Here is a 16977-nt window from a genome sequence, read left to right as displayed (position 1 = left end):
GCTAGACATCCCAGGTCCGTAGCTTGTCAAGCGACTGGAGCAAGTCTTTCGTTTTGCCCTGTTTGTCGGTGGTTCCAGGCGGTGTCTTCGTCATAAAGGGCTTTGTGGCGTAGGCAGCCGTGCAGAATCCCGACGAGCCGGTTGCCGACCGCGCGCAGGGCTTGATGGTGCAGGTCGCCGGCGGCGCGACGCTGGTCGTAGTAGGTGCGTACGCCGGTGCTTCTCGTGAGGGCGCAGAAGGCCCACAGGTCGATCGCGTCGTAGAGCCGTTTGTTGCGGATATGACGAGCAAGGACCGCACGTTTTCGCCCCGACGCGATCGTCAGTGGTGACGTTCCGGCGTAGTTCTTGCGAGACTTGGCGGTGGTGTACCGCTCGGGGTCGTCCCCGAATTCACCGAGCACCCGGGCGCCGAGGACAGTACCAAGTCCTGGCAGGGAACGAACGATCGCGGCGTCCGGGTGTTTCTCAAAATGGGTGGCCAGCGTGGTTTCGAGTTCGCTGATCTGGCGGTTGAGTTCACCGATGATCGCGGTCGCGGACCGGGTAGTGGCGGCGAAGGCGCCCACGACAGCGGTGGCGGTGGTGAGCTGTTCGGTGCGCAGTACGGCCTGTATCTCGTGCGCGCGCTGATCGGTATTACGTTGGCGCCCCGCGCGTTTGAGGGTCGCTGAGATCGCTGAGATTGACAGCCGGGCACCGAGATCAGGGGCTGGGGCACGGCTCAGGATCGCTAGCGCGTCCCGGTCGGTAAGGTCGTCGAACGCCTCGAGGGCGGCGGGGTAGTACTCGCGCAGTGCTGAGCGCAGCGCGTTGGCGTGCCGGGTTCGGGCCCAGATGAGGTTCTGGTGGGCGCGGGCGAGGACCTTAATCGCTTCGGCTTCGGCGCTGTCGCCGGCGATCGGGCGGTGGTTGTGTCGGTCGGTGCGGACCAGGTCAGCGAGTAGTTTTGCGTCGCCGGCGTCGGATTTAGCGCCGGAGACGGTGTGCCGGTCGCGGTATCGGGCGGCGGCGAGGGGGTTGATCGCGTACACCTGATACCCGGCGGCGACCATCGCGTTGACCCACAGGCCGCGGTCGGTTTCGATGCCGATCACGACCTGTGTCGGGTCGGTGGCGTGGGTGGCGATCAGTTCGTGCAGGGTTCGGATGCCGGGCAGGCCTTCGGGCAGTCGCCGTGCCGCGAGGCGGGTTCCGGTGGCGTTCATGATGTGGATGTCGTGGTGGTCTTCGGCCCAGTCGTCGCCGACGAAGATCATCGGCTACCTCCCTTGATGGTCTGCTCCTTGTTGGGGGTGGTGAACCTGGAGGACCCTGGCGGCGACCTAATGGATCAGTGCTCGTGATGGCACGACATCCCAGTAGCGCTACAGGAACCTCACCGGCTGGCTGGGGCACGATCTAGCGCTAGAAATCGAATATCGTTCCAGGAGGAACGGGTGCTCACCAGCCAGCGGTTCGGTGACCAGCCTGCGTCAGTCAGTTCTGGATCGGACCGTTAGACACGCAGCTGATCTGTTCCCATTAGGAGGGACCATGCCATCTGTTGAAGCGATTCCCGTCAACCTCGTTGAGCTGGTCAACGCCGGAGACCTCGAGTGCGAGTGCATGGCGTGTCACCTGCCGCTGGAGCTCAAACACGGGCCGGTCGAGTGGAAGCTCACCTGGCGCTTCCCCGGGCCGTACCCGGTCCCAGGTGAAGACACCATGCTCTTGTGCGAGCCGTGCTATCGAGACTGGATCGAGCACCCCGACGAACTCGGTGGCTTTCCGAGGGCAAGCCACCGAGTCTGAACCAACTAGATGTCGAGTTCGATATCCGACTTCGGCAGGCTGTTGCACACTGTGACGCGAGCCAGGGTCGGGCCTTCCTCGTCGTGCTGCGTGAAGCCCTTGAGCTTCGGGCACACGCACGCCCGGCACAGGCCCTGCTCGCAGCCGGTCGGAACGTTGATGCCGACCTCGCGCGCCTTCTCGAGCAGCGTCGTAGCGCCATCGATCTCGGCAGTGATGCCGCTGCGGCGGAAACGGATCTCGTACTTCTTGTCCGCGCCCTCGGTCGGGCGAACGAGCGGAACCGGCGCGAAGGACTCGGTGTGGAAGTTCTCCTCCGGCATCCCGAGGTTGACGAGGATGCTGCGCGACGCGTCGATAAGGCCCGCCGGTGCGCACACGTAGGCCTGGCGGTTGGCGACGTCCGGCACGAGTTCCTGTACGAGCTTGGTACTCAGGTGGCCCTCACGCGAGAACTTCCCGGCCTTGTCGCAGACGAACTCGATCTTCAGGTTCGACTTGGCGGCGAGCTCACGAAGCTCCTTGCCATAGATGATCGAGCTCTCGTCGCGATTGAAGTACAGCAGCGTTGCGTCGGTCTTCGGCGCGTGGCGCACGACCGTGCGAATCATGCTGATGATGGGCGTGATACCGACACCACCGGCGATGAAGAGCGCCTTCTCCGGCACTTCCCGAAGGATGAACGGTCCGTTGTTCGCCGGCTGGCCGACGATCGTCACACGCTTGCCCGACTTGAGCGCGTCGTTGAGGTGGTTCGACATACGGCCGTCCGCCACCCGCTTGACGCAGATCTCGAAGTCGTCGGACTCGCGACTGTCCTTGACCAGGCTGTACTGGCGAACGAGTTCCTCGCCCTTCACCGGTACGCGCAGCGAGATGAATGCACCCGCGTCCCACGACGCGTCGTCCCAACCCGCAGGCTTGGCGATCCGGAAGGTCGTCGCCTGACCGCCGGCCTCCTTGCGCGAAGCGATGACCTTGGCACTGGCGTTGAACGTCTTCGGCGCTTCGAGGTACGGGGCGTCCGGAACGACGTTGAATCGAAGTCCGTAGGCAACACGACGTGCAGTCTCAAATGGGCGGGTCGCGAGACGCCAGAAGCGCGGGTACTCACGCTCACCAGCCGGTGCGGACAGCGTCGCGATCTGCTTGATGGCTGCCGGAATGATGTCCTCGAACGGCATCACGTTGTACGGAAGGCCGTGCTTCTCACAGACCTCGCGCACTTCGTCCTGGATCTCTCGCAGGCGATTACCTGGCAGATCCGTGAACAGGTGGTGCTCGAGGTGGGTGTCGAGTCCGCCGTAGAAGACGCGGAAGGGCGGCGGCGTCGGGAAGTCGACGTCGTCGAGCATGCTCGCCATCCAGTCATCCAGTCGCTTCCACGACGTGAAGTTCGTGGTGGCCAGAATCTGCCGGGCGTAGTACTCCTCGCGGGTCTCGTCCGGCCCCGGATCGTGGAACACCATCGTGTTCGGTGCGTGGTGCTCGATGGCCACCAGCAGCAGGATCGTGGCGTGACCGGCTGCAGTGCCGAGCCAGTTGCCGATGAGGGTTTGCGGAAGACGGAGTCCGGCCTGGAACGGCTCACGGAGGTAGTCCTGCAGGACGTGCTTCTTCATGACCCGCGCGACACCCTTATAGGTGTCCGGGGAGAACAGCGACCGATGTTCGGTTCGAGCTGCCGAGATCGCGGGCAGGAGTGCGAAGTAGTACGCGTTCGATGCCAAGAGCGCGGGCAGGAATGCAACCTGCGCCAGGTGATGACCGAACCAGTCCTGGCCGGGCTGGATACGCGCGATCTGGTAGCCCAGGTCGTGGTCCTTACCAACGATGTTGGTGTTCGGGTGATGGTTCTGGTGGTGCATCACCTTCCAGTCGGTCGGGTCGCAGTGCAGATCCCACTCCCACTTGGTGGAGTCGAACTCGCCACGGTTCTCGAGGTCGTCATAGGCACCGTGCATGATCAGGTGGCCGATCTCGGAGAACTCGAGCAAGACGTGCAGCGCGTACTGGATTGAACCGCGGTACAAGGCGTCCGGGCGACCACCCTCCATCAGCAGCTTGCGGCTGTTGGCGCGAATCGCTTGCGAGTAGGCGGAGACATTACGAATGTGCTCGAGGTCTTCGTCGCCCATGCGAGCCTTCACACGGTTGTAAACCGCCAGCAAATCGTCGGCGAGGCCGTCGTAGTTCTTGCGGCCGTCAGCGTGCGATGCGTCCTGGATGGCGAACGTCATTGGTCCTCCTGAACAGGATTTGCCCAGTACTACTAAAATCTAAGGGTGTTTGAGCAAATCGTTTGTAGGACTAAAGTATTTACAAACAGCCTAGTTTGTCAATAGGTTGGGCACCTCAGGCGTGTTTGTAAACCTCCACAAAGGCTAGGACTGATGGTCACTCCCGAACCCACCGCACTCGTCCCCGGATCGCTGGGCGACCATGCGCTGTGCATGCTGCAGAAGCTCGGGCAGATCGCCTTCCGCCTGACCGAGGAAAAGCTTTCTGAGCAGGGACTTCGCATTCGTCATTACAGCGTTCTGCAGGCCCTCGACGACCTTGACGGCGCATCCCAGGCAGAGCTCAGCAGCTACCTGCGAATCGACGCCGCGACGATGGTGGCGTGCATCGACGAACTCGAGAAGCGGACCTTCGTCACACGTGGACGTGACCCGAAGGACCGTCGCCGCTATCGGATCGAGCTGACGTCTCAGGGGGCCGACGCTCTCGTCGAGGCGAACTCCGGACTCGAGGACCTACAGCGAGAGGCACTCGGCGATCTGAGCGTCGACAACCTCGAGGCCCTGACCAGTGCCCTCGCAGCGCTGAACACATCCGGAACTCTGTCGGCGACGTTCGAGCGGACGCGACGGGTCACTGCGGCGAGCTGACGGCCATCCCCTGAATGACTGATGTCGCGGGTAGGAGCCCGGCACGGCGACGTCGGTGCCTTATCGTTCGGAGTGACTGTCGCAGGTACCGGGGGTGAGACATGGGTGACGGCGACGTCGTCAGCACGCGCGAACGGATGATTCGGGTGGTCGCGTGCACAACAGGTGCAGCTGGTGTTGTCTTTCTCCTCACGGCGATACCGATGATCGTTTACCGATTTCGCATCGGAGTCGTCTGGTTCGAAACCTTCGCACTTGCGGTATCTACCATTCCGGCGCTCCTGCTTGCCCTCGGCTCAATCCGAATGCCGCTCGCGTGGATCCGACGCACGGCCGCTGTTCTCGTTCTCGGGCAGCTGTCCATCATTCCGCTGATGACTGTCGCGCTCCCCCAAGGCGTCCATTTGCAGGGCGACTGGCCCTGGTTCCTGGCCTTTACGGCACCCTTCATCATGCAGGTGGCGCTCGCCTGGGGCTCTCGTGCGCTGGTGTATGTCGTTCCGATATTCGCGGTCATGTTCGGTTTCGCACTGTGGTGGTGGTTTGCCGACGTCGGAGCATTCTTCATCGCACGGAACGTCGCCGGCATCATTGCGTTTGCATTCATGGTCGCCATGGTGGGCATCGGCGCGTGGTCGGGCGGCGCAGTGCTCGACGAGGAAACCCGTCTACTCCGAGCCGAAGCCGCAGCCCGCGCCGAAGTCGAGGCAACGGTGACCGAGCGCGCTCGGCTCGACGGACTCATCCATGACAACGTCCTGGCGGCACTACACGCCGGTGGCAGTGGAACCGAAGACAGTCGCACCGTTCAGAGCGCTGCTGCCCTCGCGCTCGACGCCCTTCACACGGTTTCGCAGCCCCCGCAACTCGACGGCTGGGTTTCCGCTTCGGAGGTAGCCGCACGACTCCGAACCCGGTGTGCAGAACTCGACGAATCTGCCGTCGTGGTGGTGCGGACTCCCGACCCAACAGCTCAGATCGCCGCTGCCATGGGCCAACTTTTCCTGGAAGTCGTCGATGAAGCGCTTCGGAACAGCCTGCAGCACGCTGGACCAGACGGACGTCGAGTGTCGCGAACGGTGACGGTCACCATCGCCTCGTCAGCGCAACTCACAGTGCACGACGACGGAGTCGGCTTCGATCTGAGTGACGTCTCACCAGCGCGCCTGGGAATTTCCGTCGTTATGCGCGGGCGAATCGCCAGTGTGCCGGGTGCACGGCTGACCGTCGATTCGGCACCCCACTTGGGAACCACCATTTCGGCGAGCATTCCCGTACAACCGACCCAGATCGACATTGGCGACGGAAGCACCGTCGATTCACCGAGGCAGTGGAAACGCTCTGCACCGGACGTGCTCCGGCTGCACAGCTGGGGCGCCGGTGCCGTGGGAATTGCCTACCTTGCCGCGGTCGCCGCCCGACCGTTCCAGGTCATCGACCACGTCTTCAATGGCTGGTACCTCTCCGCCGTTGTGCTGATGGCGATTAGCGTGGTGTCGCTGTTGATCCGAACGGCTGATCCGATGCCTCTCCGGCTGTCCTGGATACTCGCCGGCGGCACCGTCGTTGCCGCACTGTGCAATGTCGCAGCTACTGCCCATATTCATATGGCCAACCAAGGGCTCATGTGGGTGTGGGGTCCGGGAACGGTTCTGATGGGGTTCCTCACCGTACGCGGGCGATTCCTCCCGGCATGGGCAGCCGAGGTCGCGATGACAATCACGTACTGCTACGCCTATACGCGGATCGGTGTCGGCTTCGGCAGCGTGTTCATATCCCAGCTCGTGTTCAACCTGGTCCTGCTCATCATCTTCACCCTCTTCGCGCGAACACTGCGCCGCATCATCGGCGAAGTCGCTGCCACGCGCGCACTCTCCGTGACGCTTGCCGCCGACCGCGGTCGCTCTCAGGCACAGTTGCGCGAGCGCGACGCTTTGCTCCGCTATCTCGACAAAGCCGCCTTGCCCCTGCTCGAACAGCTGGCCACGGAGGCGGATACCGACGAGTCGACTCGTGGTCGAGCGATCCTTGTCGAGGCTCGGCTTCGGGACCGCATTCTTGCCCGTTCGCTCGCGAGCGAACGAGTGCTGGACGCAGCCGAAGCCGCACGCGCCCGCGGCGTCGAGGTTTCCCTACTCGATGAGGGTGCGCTCGATGACGCAACCGAGGACGTCCGGTCCAAGGTTCACAGCGCAATCCTCGATCACTTGAACGCCACTCGGCATGGGCGGATCACGGCACGAGTTCTACCGCCGGGTCGCGATGCGCTCTGCACGGTCCTCCGCAGCGAGGGCGACGAGGACGATCTCACGGAAGTCCGCGTACCAGTCGTCAAGTGAGCGCCGTGGCCCGCAGCGCGTCGAATTCGGCCTGGTCACGAATCTCCCACGCGGCCTGGCCCATCGCCATGATTCCTCGGGCCGGCAGAGCCACGTCGCCAATCATCGGGTTCTGTGCGGCTTTTGTCGGCTGGCCGAGATCGACGCCTTCCAGCGTCGCCGACGATTCGTCGATGAGGTACATGCGCTCCGGCATCAGGATGCCGTAGTGGCCGCTCGGCATGACGCCGGCCATCTCCAACTCGCCCATCCCGAGCCGCTTCGCAACGAGTTCGCGGGCCCGTCGGAGACTCTTCGTACGCCACGTCCACAGCGGCATCCGAGGCGCGACCGCGTTCATCGCCCGCAAGAACGTGGTCGCGTGTGGGGTGACCGTCCAATTCAGCTGAGCTGCGGAGGAGGCGACGGTTAACGAGCCCTCGTGCCACTTCAGTGCAATATCTGCTTCCTCGACCCGGTCGCAGGCCTGCCCGTAGTAGCGCGGGCACGCAGCCTCGACATGTGGGTTGTCGACGAAGATCGTCCACGAACCGGACGGGTCGCGGTGCCACACAGTGACGTACGGACCGAACGAATTCTGCGGGAACACCCGGAGCGCAAGAACATGGCCGGAGTCGAACGGCAACCCAAACACACCCCACCCGCGGACATACTCATAGCCGGGCCACGGAGGTTCGCCAACACCTGGTGTGATCGCCGCAATGCGGTCTTCGATGCTCTTCATGGTGATCAGTAGCTGAAGGTCGTGGCCGGCTCGTCGCCGACCCAGTTCCACATCGGGATCGTGCCTTGGATCTCGGCACCGGCGATCAAGTTATTCGCGTCGAGATGCTTGGCGGTGAAGCAGATCGGACACACGTAGTAGCGCCCACCAGCAGCTTCATACCGTTTGAGCAGGTCAGGTAACGACGGACACCCGTCACACGCCACCCCCAGTGCCACACCCGGAACCGCGAGCCGCACCGCTTCCTTCGTCAGGAACATCAACGTCTCTTTACCGGTCTCCGCCGCTCCGACGGCGACGAGGAACGCAACGGTCACCTTCTCGGCGTCTTCGAGGCCCGTGGTGAGGCTGATGACAGCTTTCGTGCTCATGCTTGGGGTCCTTTCTAGGTTTCTGCGTGAAAACCTAGATCTGGAACCGGCACGAGTCATCGGGCATCTTCCCGATAAATCTGAATGCGGCCGACGTGTTTAAGGACTGTCTCTTCGGCTACCTCAACTCCAGATCTCTCGTCACCATGACGTCGTCGTTGATCTTCACGGATCGGATGGTTCCCACCATGGCCAATCGCCAGAACATCGCCTTCAAGGTGCTCACCACCGTCGTCAGCGTCCTCAGTGGGCTACTCGCCGGCGCCCTTTCAAGGCGCATCTGGGCATGGGTCGGGCCGACGTCGCCTCCGGCTCCGAAGGATCTTTCGCGAGGTATCGGAGAAGTACTTGTTGCAGCTGCCGTGCAGGGAGCGATTTTTGCGCTCGTTCAAGCGTCCTTCGACCGCGCTGGCGCGCACGCCATCACTGCTGTCACCGACGAGGCTCCCGCGTAACTCACCGGGCGTTCAGCGCAAGAAGGCGAACCGCTCGTTGAAGGAATCGGCTGCGGCGCGCAGCTTAGCGATGTCGGGTCCAGCCTTCAGGATGTCCCGGGAGACCGCCGGCAGAACGCCCGGCAACCCTCCAGCGAGCTTGCGAACCTCATCCGGCCCGGCACCCTGCGCGCCCACGCCGGGCATGAGGATCGGGCCGTTGAGCTGCGACAAGTCGGGAGCCGTTTCGAGCGTCGCACCAATGACGACGCCGACCGAGCCCAGGCCGTCTGCGACAGTGTTGATGGCCGCAGCCTCGTCGACGATCGATTGTCGGATCCCCGATTGCAACTCGCGTGCCTCCGGGTTCGACGTTGCCGATAGTACGAAGATGCCATGTTCCGGCGCACGATCTAGCGCCGGCTGCAGTGACCCGAACCCGAGGTACGGCGACACCGTCACCGCATCGCTCTGCAGCGCAGAGCCTTCACCCAGCCATGCCTGCGCGTACGCCGCCATGGTCGAACCGATGTCGCCACGCTTCGCGTCGGCGAGGACGAGGGTCCCCGCGTCCCGCAGCGCGCTGATGACCCACTCAAGCAGGACATAGCCGCGAGCACCGTGCGCCTCGAAGAACGCCACCTGGGGCTTGACGATCGAGACACGACCCGCGAATGCGTCGACGAAGGTCGCCGCGAACTCCTCGAGCCCCATCCCCCACGCCTCGAGCAGCGGTGTGTGGGGGTCGAGACCGACACACACCGGCCCGTGCGCGGCGGTGGCGTCCGCGAGACGCTTGCCGAAGGGCGCCGGGCCAACGGTCACTGGTCGTCCCGCAGCGCCGCCTGGTACTCCTGCAGGCTGCGAACACCGATATTGCCGACGATGCTCGCCTCGATGCCCTGCACCGCGGCGGCCGCACCCTGCGGCGTCGTGATGCACGGAATGTTGGCGGACACGGCGGCCGAGCGGATCTCGTAGCCGTCGATGCGCGGGCCCGAGTTGCCGAACGGGGTGTTGAACACGATCTCGACGCTGCCCTCGCGGATGTGGTCGACGATCGTCTTCATGCTCGGGTCGGTCGTCGTCGGAGCGCCGTCCGCGGTGATCTTCCGGACGGTCTCGGCCGGAATTCCATTGCGGCGCAACATGGACGCAGTGCCTTCGGTGGCCAGAATCTCGAACCCGAGGTCATGCAGACGCTTGATCGGGAAGACCATCGCGCGCTTGTCCTTGTTGGCGATCGACACGAACGCACGGCCCGACTTCGGCAGCGATCCGTACGCAGCGGTCTGCGACTTCGCGAATGCGGTTCCGAAATCGCGGTCGATGCCCATGACCTCGCCCGTCGACTTCATCTCCGGTCCGAGCAGCGAATCGATGTTCGAACCGTCGGGCTTCTTGAACCGGTGGAAGGGCAGCACCGCTTCCTTGACGGCGACGGGTGCGTCATCGGGGAAGACACCGCCATCGCCCTCTGCCAGAAGCATGCCTTCCTTGCGCAGCTCGGCGATCGTGGCGCCCATCATGATTCGGGCGCATGCCTTCGCCAACGGCACCGCGGTCGCCTTCGAGACGAACGGAACGGTGCGGCTCGCGCGCGGGTTCGCCTCGAGGACGTACAGCTTGTCGTCCTTGAGTGCGTACTGCACGTTGAGCAGACCCTTCACGCCGATGCCGAACGCGAGCGCTGCGGTCGAGCGACGTACGTTGTCGAGGTCGCTCTGGCCGAGCGTGATGGGCGGCAGCGCACAAGCTGAGTCGCCGGAGTGGATGCCGGCCTCCTCGATGTGCTCCATGACGCCGCCGATGTAGACCTCTTCGCCGTCGCACAGCGCGTCGACGTCGATCTCGATCGCATCGTCGAGGAAGCGGTCGACAAGTGCCGGACGCTCGGGCGACAGCTCGGTCGCGCGGGAGATATAACCGGCGAGCGATTCCTCGTCGTACACGATCTCCATGCCGCGGCCACCGAGGACGTACGACGGGCGAACGAGAACCGGGTAGCCGATTTCGGCGGCGATCGCCTTCGCTTCTTCGAAGGTCGTGGCCGTGCCGAACTTCGGCGCCGGAAGTCCAGCCGCGGTGAGCAGCTGACCAAAGGCACCGCGGTCTTCGGCACGATGGATCGCCGCCGCGGAGGTTCCGACGACCGGGACACCCGCCTCGGTGAGCTTCTTCGCCAGACCGAGCGGAGTCTGACCACCGAGCTGCACGATGACACCGGCGACGGTGCCCGACTCGCTCTCGGCGTGGTAGATCTCGAGCACGTCTTCGAAGGTCAGCGGCTCGAAGTACAGGCGATCCGCGGTGTCGTAGTCCGTCGAGACCGTCTCCGGGTTGCAGTTGATCATCACGGTCTCGTAGCCGGCCGCCGAAAGCGACTGTGCCGCATGGACACACGAGTAGTCGAACTCGATGCCCTGACCGATGCGGTTCGGGCCGGAGCCGAGGATGAGAACCTTCGGGCGCTCCCTCTGCGGAGCGACCTCAGACTCCGCACTCGGGTCGAGTTCGTAGGTGCTGTAGTGGTACGGCGTCTTCGCCTCGAACTCCGCGGCACACGTGTCGACGGTCTTGTAGACCGGCCGAACTCCCAGCCTGTGACGGAGAATGCGGACGCCGTCCTCCCCCGCCAGCTCCGGACGGAGCGCGGCAATCTGGCGGTCGCTGAAGCCCGAGAACTTCGCGCGACGCAACAGGCCCTCATCGAGAACCGGAGCGTCGACGACCTTGTTGCGCAGCTCGATGAGACCCGCGATCTCGTCGACGAACCAGGGGTCGATACCCGAGGCCTTGCTGACCTCTTCGACCGAGTGACCCAGGCGAAGCGCGCGCTCGACCTGGTAGATCCGGCCTTCCTTGGGAACGCGGAGATCCTCGAGCGGGTCGTTGTCCGGCTCGACCCCGGTCCAGAAGCCGGCAGCCTTGGTCTCGAGCGACCGCAGCACCTTGCCCATGGCTTCGGCGAAGCTACGGCCGAGGCTCATGGCCTCGCCGACCGACTTCATCGTGGTGGTGAGCGTGTCGTCCGCGCCCGGGAACTTCTCGAACGCGAACCGCGGAGCCTTGACGACGATGTAGTCGAGCGTCGGCTCGAAGCACGCCGGGGTTTCCTTGGTGATGTCGTTGACGATCTCGTCGAGCGTGTAGCCGATCGCCAGCTTGGCCGCGATCTTCGCGATCGGGAAGCCGGTCGCCTTCGACGCGAGCGCCGACGAACGCGAGACGCGCGGGTTCATCTCGATGACGATGATGCGACCGTCGTCCGGGTTGATCGCGAACTGGATGTTGCAGCCACCGGTGTCGACGCCAACCTCGCGCAGGATCGCGATGCCGAGATCACGCAGCTTCTGGTACTCACGGTCGGTCAGGGTCAGGGCCGGTGCGACCGTGACCGAGTCGCCCGTGTGCACACCCATCGGGTCGACGTTCTCGATCGAGCAGACGATGACGACATTGTCGCGACCGTCGCGCATGAGCTCGAGCTCGAATTCCTTCCAGCCGAGGATCGACTCCTCGATGAGGACGTTGGCCGTCGGGCTTGCGGCGAGACCGCCACCGGCGATGCGGTCGAGATCCTCGTTGTTGTAGGCCATGCCGGAACCGAGTCCACCCATGGTGAAGGACGGGCGAACGACGACCGGGAAGCCCAGCTCAGCAACGGTTTCGTGGACCTCGTCCATGTTGTGGCAGACGCGTGACTTCGCGCTCTCGCCACCCACCTTCGCGACGATGTCCTTGAACTTCTGGCGGTCTTCACCGCGCTGGATCGCTTCGAAGTTGGCACCGATCATCTCGACGCCGTACTTCTCGAGCACACCGTGCTCGTACAGCGCCACCGCGGTGTTGAGAGCGGTCTGGCCGCCGAGGGTCGCCAGGATCGCGTCCGGGCGCTCCTTCTCAATGACCTTCTCGACAAACTCCCAGGTGATGGGCTCGATGTAGGTGGCATCCGCGAACTCGGGGTCCGTCATGATCGTGGCCGGGTTCGAGTTCACCAGCGAAACGCGAATGCCTTCTTCGCGCAGCACGCGACAGGCCTGGGTTCCCGAGTAGTCGAACTCGCAAGCCTGGCCGATGACGATCGGACCAGAGCCGATGACCAGGATGTGGTTGATGTCTGACCGACGTGGCATTACTTGTTGTCTCCCAGCAAGGCGGTGAAGCGGTCGAACAGGTACGCGGCATCGTGCGGGCCGGCCGCGGCTTCCGGGTGGTACTGAACCGAGAAGGCTTTGCCGTTGACGAGCTGAACGCCCTCGACGACGCCGTCATTGGCACACACGTGGCTCACTTCGGCGAGGCCGAACGGGGTGTCGAACTGCTCACCCTTCTCGCCCTCGAGCGCGAATCCGTGGTTTTGCGCGGTAATCGAGATGCGGCCCGTACCGTGCTCGATCACCGGGATGTTGATACCGCGGTGACCGAACTTCATCTTGTAGGTCTGGCGACCGAGCGCCCGACCGAGGATCTGGTTTCCGAAGCAGATTCCGAACAGCGGAACGCCGGCTTCGAGCACCTTCTGCGTCACCTTGACCGCGTGGTCGGCGGTCGCGGGGTCGCCCGGTCCGTTCGACAGGAAGACACCGTCGGGGTTCAGCGCGAGCAGGTCATCAGTCAGCGACGGCACGACGTGCACCCGGACGCCGCGCTCGGCGAACATGCGCGGTGTGTTGGTCTTGATCCCGAGGTCCACCGCGACCACCGTGAAGCGGTGCTCACCGATCGGGTCGACGGTGTAGACATCCTGCGTCGACACCTCAGTGGCGAGATCGGCACCGAGCATCGCGACCTGCCCGTTGACGCGTGCGACGAGCTCATCGTCGGTGGCCATCGCGCTGCCCGAGAAGATGCCCGCCTTCATCGACCCGCGCGAACGCAGGTGGCGGACCACCGCACGGGTGTCGATCTCGGCGATTCCGACGATGCCCTGCTTGACGAGTTCGTCCTGGAGGGTCGTGGTGGCACGCCAGTTGGATGCTCGACGGGAAGGGTCACGAACGGCGTATCCGGCGACCCAGATGCGCTGGTCGCGGGATTCGTCGTCCTCTTCGTTCCACCCGGTGTTACCGATCTGCGGAGCGGTCGCCACGACGATCTGGCGGTGGTAGCTCGGATCGGTCAGGGTCTCCTGGTAACCGGTCATCGCCGTGCAGAAAACCGCCTCGCCGAGGGTTTCGCCCTCCGCGCCGAACGACGAACCGCGGAAGATCCGTCCATCCTCGAGAACAAGAACTGCTTCAGTCACGCTGCTGTGTCCTTCTGGTGAAACGCCGTATCGATTGCCACGCCGGACTGCGGAGCCCAGCGAATAACCTTGCGGTCCTTGACTTTCCATTCCGCTTCGATGGACTCCGCCGGAATCCAGAGCGGCGCGCCGGAGACCCGTCGGAGCAACACGCCCTCGGGGTAGCGGGTGATGTCACCATCGGCCCGCACACCAAGTCCGTCGACCGCGAGGCGGTGAGTCCATCGCGGTGCCATCGAGCTGCCGAGGTAGCGCACATTCACGTGCTCCAGCGGCTCACCCAGCGATTCCGGCACCGTGGGCAACGCCCCAATGGCCGACGACTGCTCGGCAGCCCGCCGGCGCCAACCCTTACGCATGAGCAATGCGCCCAGCACGAACAGGGCAATGAACCCCACGGTCAGCAGTGTTCTGATCATCGACGCACCTCCCCATTCAATGCGGTCACTCGACCGCGCAACATCGTTCCGACAACACGGCCCGGCAACTCCATCCCGCGGAATGGAGTGTTCTTCGCCAGACTGTTGAGCTTGTCTACCTTTGAAGACGCTGACGGGTCCACGATTGTGAGGTTCGCCGGCTCACCAATTTCGATGGGACGTCCCTGGTCGTCGAGTCCCGCGATCTCGGCGGGGCGCTCGCTCATCACGCGGGCCACGCCTCGCCAGTCCAGAAGACCGGTGTTGACCATCGTCTCGACGATGACCGACAGCGCCGTCTCCAAGCCCAGCATGCCCGGCCGAGCCTGCGAGAATTCGCAACATTTGTCCTGCTCCGCATGCGGCGCGTGGTCGGTTGCGACGCAGTCGATGACCCCTTGTGCGAGGCCAGCGCGCAACGCTTCGACATCGGATTTCTCGCGCAGCGGCGGGTTCACCTTGTTGACCGCGTCGTAGGTTTCCAGTCGCGAGTCATCGAGCAGCAGGTGATGCGGCGTGACCTCGGCAGTGATCTGAATCCCCTGCGACTTGGCCCATTTCAGAATTTCGACGGTCCCGGCAGTGGACGCGTGGCAGATGTGGACCTTGGCCCCCGCATCGCGAGCAAGCAGCGCATCGCGCGCCACGATCGACTCCTCGGCGGCGCGCGGCCAACCGGTGAGGCCGAGTCGAGCAGCGTTCGGGCCCTCGTGCGCGACCGCGCCCTTGGTCAGTCGCGGCTCTTCCGCATGTTGTGCGATAAGTACGCCCAAGGTCGACGCGTATTCGAGCGCGCGCCGCATGATCAGCGGGTCGTACACGCACATGCCGTCGTCGGAGAACACCCGCACGCGACCGGTGCCCGCAGCCATCATGCCCATCTCGGCGAGCTGCTCACCCTTGAGTCCGACCGTGACCGCGCCGACCGGGTGCACATCGACGAGGCCGACCTCTTCACCGCGCCGACGCACGTAATCGGTGACCACCGGAGAGTCCGCGACCGGGTTGGTGTTCGCCATCGCGAATACGGCGGTGTATCCACCCAATGCTGCGGCAGCCGAACCGGTTTCGATGGTCTCGGTGTCTTCCCGACCCGGCTCGCGCAGGTGTGTGTGCAGGTCGACGAACCCGGGCAGCAGGACACAACCGGTCGCGTCGACGACTTCATCGCCGGAAAGCCCGGTTCCGATATCAGCGATCTCGCCATCGGCGACGAGTACGTCGACCGGGTCACCCTCGCCGTACAACCGGACGCTCTTGATCAGGACACTCACGCGACCTCCTCATCGGTCCCGACCAGCAGCTGGAACAGAACAGCCATCCGCACATGCACACCATTGCTGACCTGCTGGAGGATGGCGGTTTGCGGCGAATCGGCTACCGGGTAGGCGATCTCCATGCCGCGGAGCATCGGACCCGGGTGCAGGACGATCGAATCGTCGGACAACATCGCCATCCGACGCTCGGACAGCCCGTACTGCACTGAATATTCACGCGCCGACGGGAAGAACCCGCCGTTCATCCGTTCGGCCTGAACGCGCAGCATCATGACCGCGTCGGCCGCGGGCAGTTCCGCATCGATCGAGTGCGACACGTTGACCGGCCACTCCTGCACTCCGGTCGGCAACAGCGTCTTCGGTGCGACAAGTGTGACGTCGGCACCGAGCAATGACAGCAGGAGCGCGTTCGAGCGCGCGACGCGACTGTGCAGAATGTCGCCGACGATCGCGACGCGTTTGCCCTCGATCGACCCGAGCCGCTGGCGGATCGTCAGGGCATCGAGCAGCGCCTGAGTGGGATGCTCGTGCATGCCGTCACCGGCGTTGACGACCTTGGTGCCGTCTGCCTCGGTCCACTGGGCGATCTGTTGGGCCGCACCCGACGCCGGGTGACGGACGATCAGCATGTCGGCACCGGCGGCGCGCAGGGTCATGACCGTATCGCGCAGAGACTCGCCCTTCGCAACCGACGACCCGCTCGCGCTGACGTTGATGACGTCGGCGCTCATCCACTTGCCGGCGACCTCGAACGAGACCCGCGTACGGGTCGAGTTCTCGTAGAACACGGTCATGATCGTGCGACCGCGCAGGGTCGGAAGCTTCTTGACCTCACGGCCGAGGAGAAGTTGTTCGAAACGTTCGGCGTCGTCGAGCAATGACGTCGCCGATTCGCGAGTCAGATCATTGATCGAGAGCAGGTGCTTCACCGCGAACCTCCGTGCAGCATCACTGCGTCGCGGCCGTCGAGTTCGTCGAGCAGAACCGAAATGTCCTCCGAGCGCGCCGTCGGCAGGTTCTTACCGACGTAATCCGCACGGATCGGCAGTTCGCGGTGACCGCGGTCAACGAGCACCGCAAGCTGGACCGCGCGGGGCCGCCCCATGTCGCTCAAGGCGTCGAGCGCCGAGCGGACCGAACGGCCGGACATCAGGACGTCGTCGACGAGAATCACGAGAGCCTGCTCCACGCCACCGGACGGTTCGACCGTTTCGCCCAGCGCACGATGCGGCTTCTTGCGCAGGTCGTCGCGGTAGAGGGTGATGTCGAGCGCGCCGACCGAGGGACGAACGCCGGAGAACTCGGCGATCTTGTCCGCAAGACGTTCAGCGAGAGTGAACCCACGTGTCGGGATTCCAACGAGGACAACGCGATTCGGAGCATCTTCGGCATCCAGAGCGGTTTTCTCGATGATCTGGTGCGCCATGCGGGCGATCGTCCGGCTCACATCAGCTGCGGACATCAGCTCTCGGGCATG

At 64.1% G+C, this 16977-nt stretch carries 15 protein-coding genes; 4 read left to right on the top strand and 11 right to left on the bottom strand.

Translation table 11 applies throughout. The features are described from left to right. Positions 1 to 26 precede the first annotated feature (26 nt). Entirely contained in the window at positions 27 to 1259 is a 1233-nt protein-coding gene (locus F600_RS0105540; protein ID WP_018158706.1) for an IS110 family RNA-guided transposase, read from the bottom strand. 277 nt (positions 1260 to 1536) lie between these two features. Between F600_RS0105540 and F600_RS0105535 the strand changes: the two genes are divergently transcribed. After that, entirely contained in the window at positions 1537 to 1794 is a 258-nt protein-coding gene (locus tag F600_RS0105535) for a hypothetical protein (protein ID WP_018159600.1), read from the top strand. Between the two features lie 5 nt (positions 1795 to 1799). Here the strand turns inward: F600_RS0105535 and F600_RS0105530 are convergent, their stop codons facing one another. Next, entirely contained in the window at positions 1800 to 4034 is a 2235-nt protein-coding gene (locus F600_RS0105530) for a fatty acid desaturase (protein WP_018159599.1), read from the bottom strand. A gap of 153 nt (positions 4035 to 4187) precedes the next feature. On the opposite strand from F600_RS0105530, the gene F600_RS30130 reads away from it, so the two are divergent. Beyond that, positions 4188 to 4685: a MarR family winged helix-turn-helix transcriptional regulator gene (locus F600_RS30130; protein WP_018159598.1), complete on the top strand. Its 498-nt coding sequence runs from the start codon at positions 4188 to 4190 to the stop codon at positions 4683 to 4685. 101 nt (positions 4686 to 4786) lie between these two features. Then, on the top strand, positions 4787 to 7024 hold the full coding sequence (locus F600_RS30125; RefSeq protein ID WP_018159597.1) for an ATP-binding protein: 2238 nt from the start codon (positions 4787 to 4789) through the stop codon (positions 7022 to 7024). Here the strand turns inward: F600_RS30125 and F600_RS0105515 are convergent. After that, the gene (locus F600_RS0105515; protein WP_211220045.1) at positions 7017 to 7748 is read right to left on the bottom strand and encodes a hypothetical protein; all 732 of its coding nucleotides are present in this window, start codon (positions 7746 to 7748) and stop codon (positions 7017 to 7019) included. The genes F600_RS30125 and F600_RS0105515 overlap by 8 nt on opposite strands. A gap of 5 nt (positions 7749 to 7753) precedes the next feature. Next, positions 7754 to 8119, bottom strand: coding sequence for a DsrE family protein (locus tag F600_RS0105510; RefSeq protein WP_018159595.1), 366 nt, complete (start codon positions 8117 to 8119; stop codon positions 7754 to 7756). A gap of 95 nt (positions 8120 to 8214) precedes the next feature. Here F600_RS0105510 and F600_RS0105505 point away from each other — a divergent pair, with 95 nt between their 5' ends. Beyond that, positions 8215 to 8574: a DUF4235 domain-containing protein gene (locus F600_RS0105505; RefSeq protein ID WP_306304189.1), complete on the top strand. Its 360-nt coding sequence runs from the start codon at positions 8215 to 8217 to the stop codon at positions 8572 to 8574. Positions 8575 to 8586: 12 nt separating this feature from the next. Here the strand turns inward: F600_RS0105505 and pyrF are convergent, their stop codons facing one another. From pyrF to pyrR, 7 genes are read right to left on the bottom strand one after another with little or no spacing between them, the layout of a single operon-like run. After that, positions 8587 to 9378, bottom strand: a complete 792-nt coding sequence (pyrF, locus tag F600_RS0105500) for an orotidine-5'-phosphate decarboxylase (RefSeq protein WP_018159593.1) — start codon at positions 9376 to 9378, stop codon at positions 8587 to 8589. Next, entirely contained in the window at positions 9375 to 12692 is a 3318-nt protein-coding gene (gene carB / locus F600_RS0105495) for a carbamoyl-phosphate synthase large subunit (RefSeq protein WP_018159592.1), read from the bottom strand. The genes pyrF and carB overlap by 4 nt, the downstream gene beginning before the upstream one ends. Further along, positions 12692 to 13804 (bottom strand): glutamine-hydrolyzing carbamoyl-phosphate synthase small subunit, encoded by a 1113-nt coding sequence (gene carA, locus F600_RS0105490; RefSeq protein ID WP_018159591.1) that lies wholly within the window; start codon positions 13802 to 13804, stop codon positions 12692 to 12694. The genes carB and carA overlap by 1 nt, the downstream gene beginning before the upstream one ends. Further along, entirely contained in the window at positions 13801 to 14223 is a 423-nt protein-coding gene (locus F600_RS27080; protein WP_018159590.1) for a PH-like domain-containing protein, read from the bottom strand. The genes carA and F600_RS27080 overlap by 4 nt, the downstream gene beginning before the upstream one ends. Next, positions 14220 to 15497 carry a dihydroorotase gene (locus F600_RS0105480; protein WP_018159589.1) on the bottom strand — a complete coding sequence of 426 codons (1278 nt, stop codon included), beginning with the start codon at positions 15495 to 15497 and terminating at the stop codon, positions 14220 to 14222. The genes F600_RS27080 and F600_RS0105480 overlap by 4 nt, the downstream gene beginning before the upstream one ends. Next, the gene (locus F600_RS0105475) at positions 15494 to 16429 is read right to left on the bottom strand and encodes an aspartate carbamoyltransferase catalytic subunit (RefSeq protein WP_018159588.1); all 936 of its coding nucleotides are present in this window, start codon (positions 16427 to 16429) and stop codon (positions 15494 to 15496) included. Before F600_RS0105475 ends, F600_RS0105480 begins: the two co-directional genes overlap by 4 nt. Next, on the bottom strand, positions 16426 to 16962 hold the full coding sequence (pyrR, locus tag F600_RS0105470; protein ID WP_040630552.1) for a bifunctional pyr operon transcriptional regulator/uracil phosphoribosyltransferase PyrR: 537 nt from the start codon (positions 16960 to 16962) through the stop codon (positions 16426 to 16428). Before pyrR ends, F600_RS0105475 begins: the two co-directional genes overlap by 4 nt. Positions 16963 to 16977: the final 15 nt, after the last annotated feature.

It is taken from the genome of Smaragdicoccus niigatensis DSM 44881 = NBRC 103563 (assembly GCF_000380645.1).
GTDB classification, from domain to species: Bacteria; Actinomycetota; Actinomycetes; order Mycobacteriales; family Mycobacteriaceae; genus Smaragdicoccus; species Smaragdicoccus niigatensis.
This window is presented reverse-complemented; position numbering and strand designations above follow the sequence as displayed.

What these genes read in the sequence shown, in the direction of transcription:
- F600_RS0105540 (WP_018158706.1), bottom strand. Translation starts at nt 1,259, where the DNA reads ATGATCTTCGTCGGCGACGACTGGGCCGAAGACCACCACGACATCCAC.
- F600_RS0105535 (WP_018159600.1), top strand. Translation starts at nt 1,537, where the DNA reads ATGCCATCTGTTGAAGCGATTCCCGTCAACCTCGTTGAGCTGGTCAAC.
- F600_RS0105530 (WP_018159599.1), bottom strand. Translation starts at nt 4,034, where the DNA reads ATGACGTTCGCCATCCAGGACGCATCGCACGCTGACGGCCGCAAGAAC.
- F600_RS30130 (WP_018159598.1), top strand. Translation starts at nt 4,188, where the DNA reads ATGGTCACTCCCGAACCCACCGCACTCGTCCCCGGATCGCTGGGCGAC.
- F600_RS30125 (WP_018159597.1), top strand. Translation starts at nt 4,787, where the DNA reads ATGGGTGACGGCGACGTCGTCAGCACGCGCGAACGGATGATTCGGGTG.
- F600_RS0105515 (WP_211220045.1), bottom strand. Translation starts at nt 7,748, where the DNA reads ATGAAGAGCATCGAAGACCGCATTGCGGCGATCACACCAGGTGTTGGC.
- F600_RS0105510 (WP_018159595.1), bottom strand. Translation starts at nt 8,119, where the DNA reads ATGAGCACGAAAGCTGTCATCAGCCTCACCACGGGCCTCGAAGACGCC.
- carB (WP_018159592.1), bottom strand. Translation starts at nt 12,692, where the DNA reads ATGCCACGTCGGTCAGACATCAACCACATCCTGGTCATCGGCTCTGGT.
- F600_RS27080 (WP_018159590.1), bottom strand. Translation starts at nt 14,223, where the DNA reads ATGATCAGAACACTGCTGACCGTGGGGTTCATTGCCCTGTTCGTGCTG.
- pyrR (WP_040630552.1), bottom strand. Translation starts at nt 16,962, where the DNA reads ATGTCCGCAGCTGATGTGAGCCGGACGATCGCCCGCATGGCGCACCAG.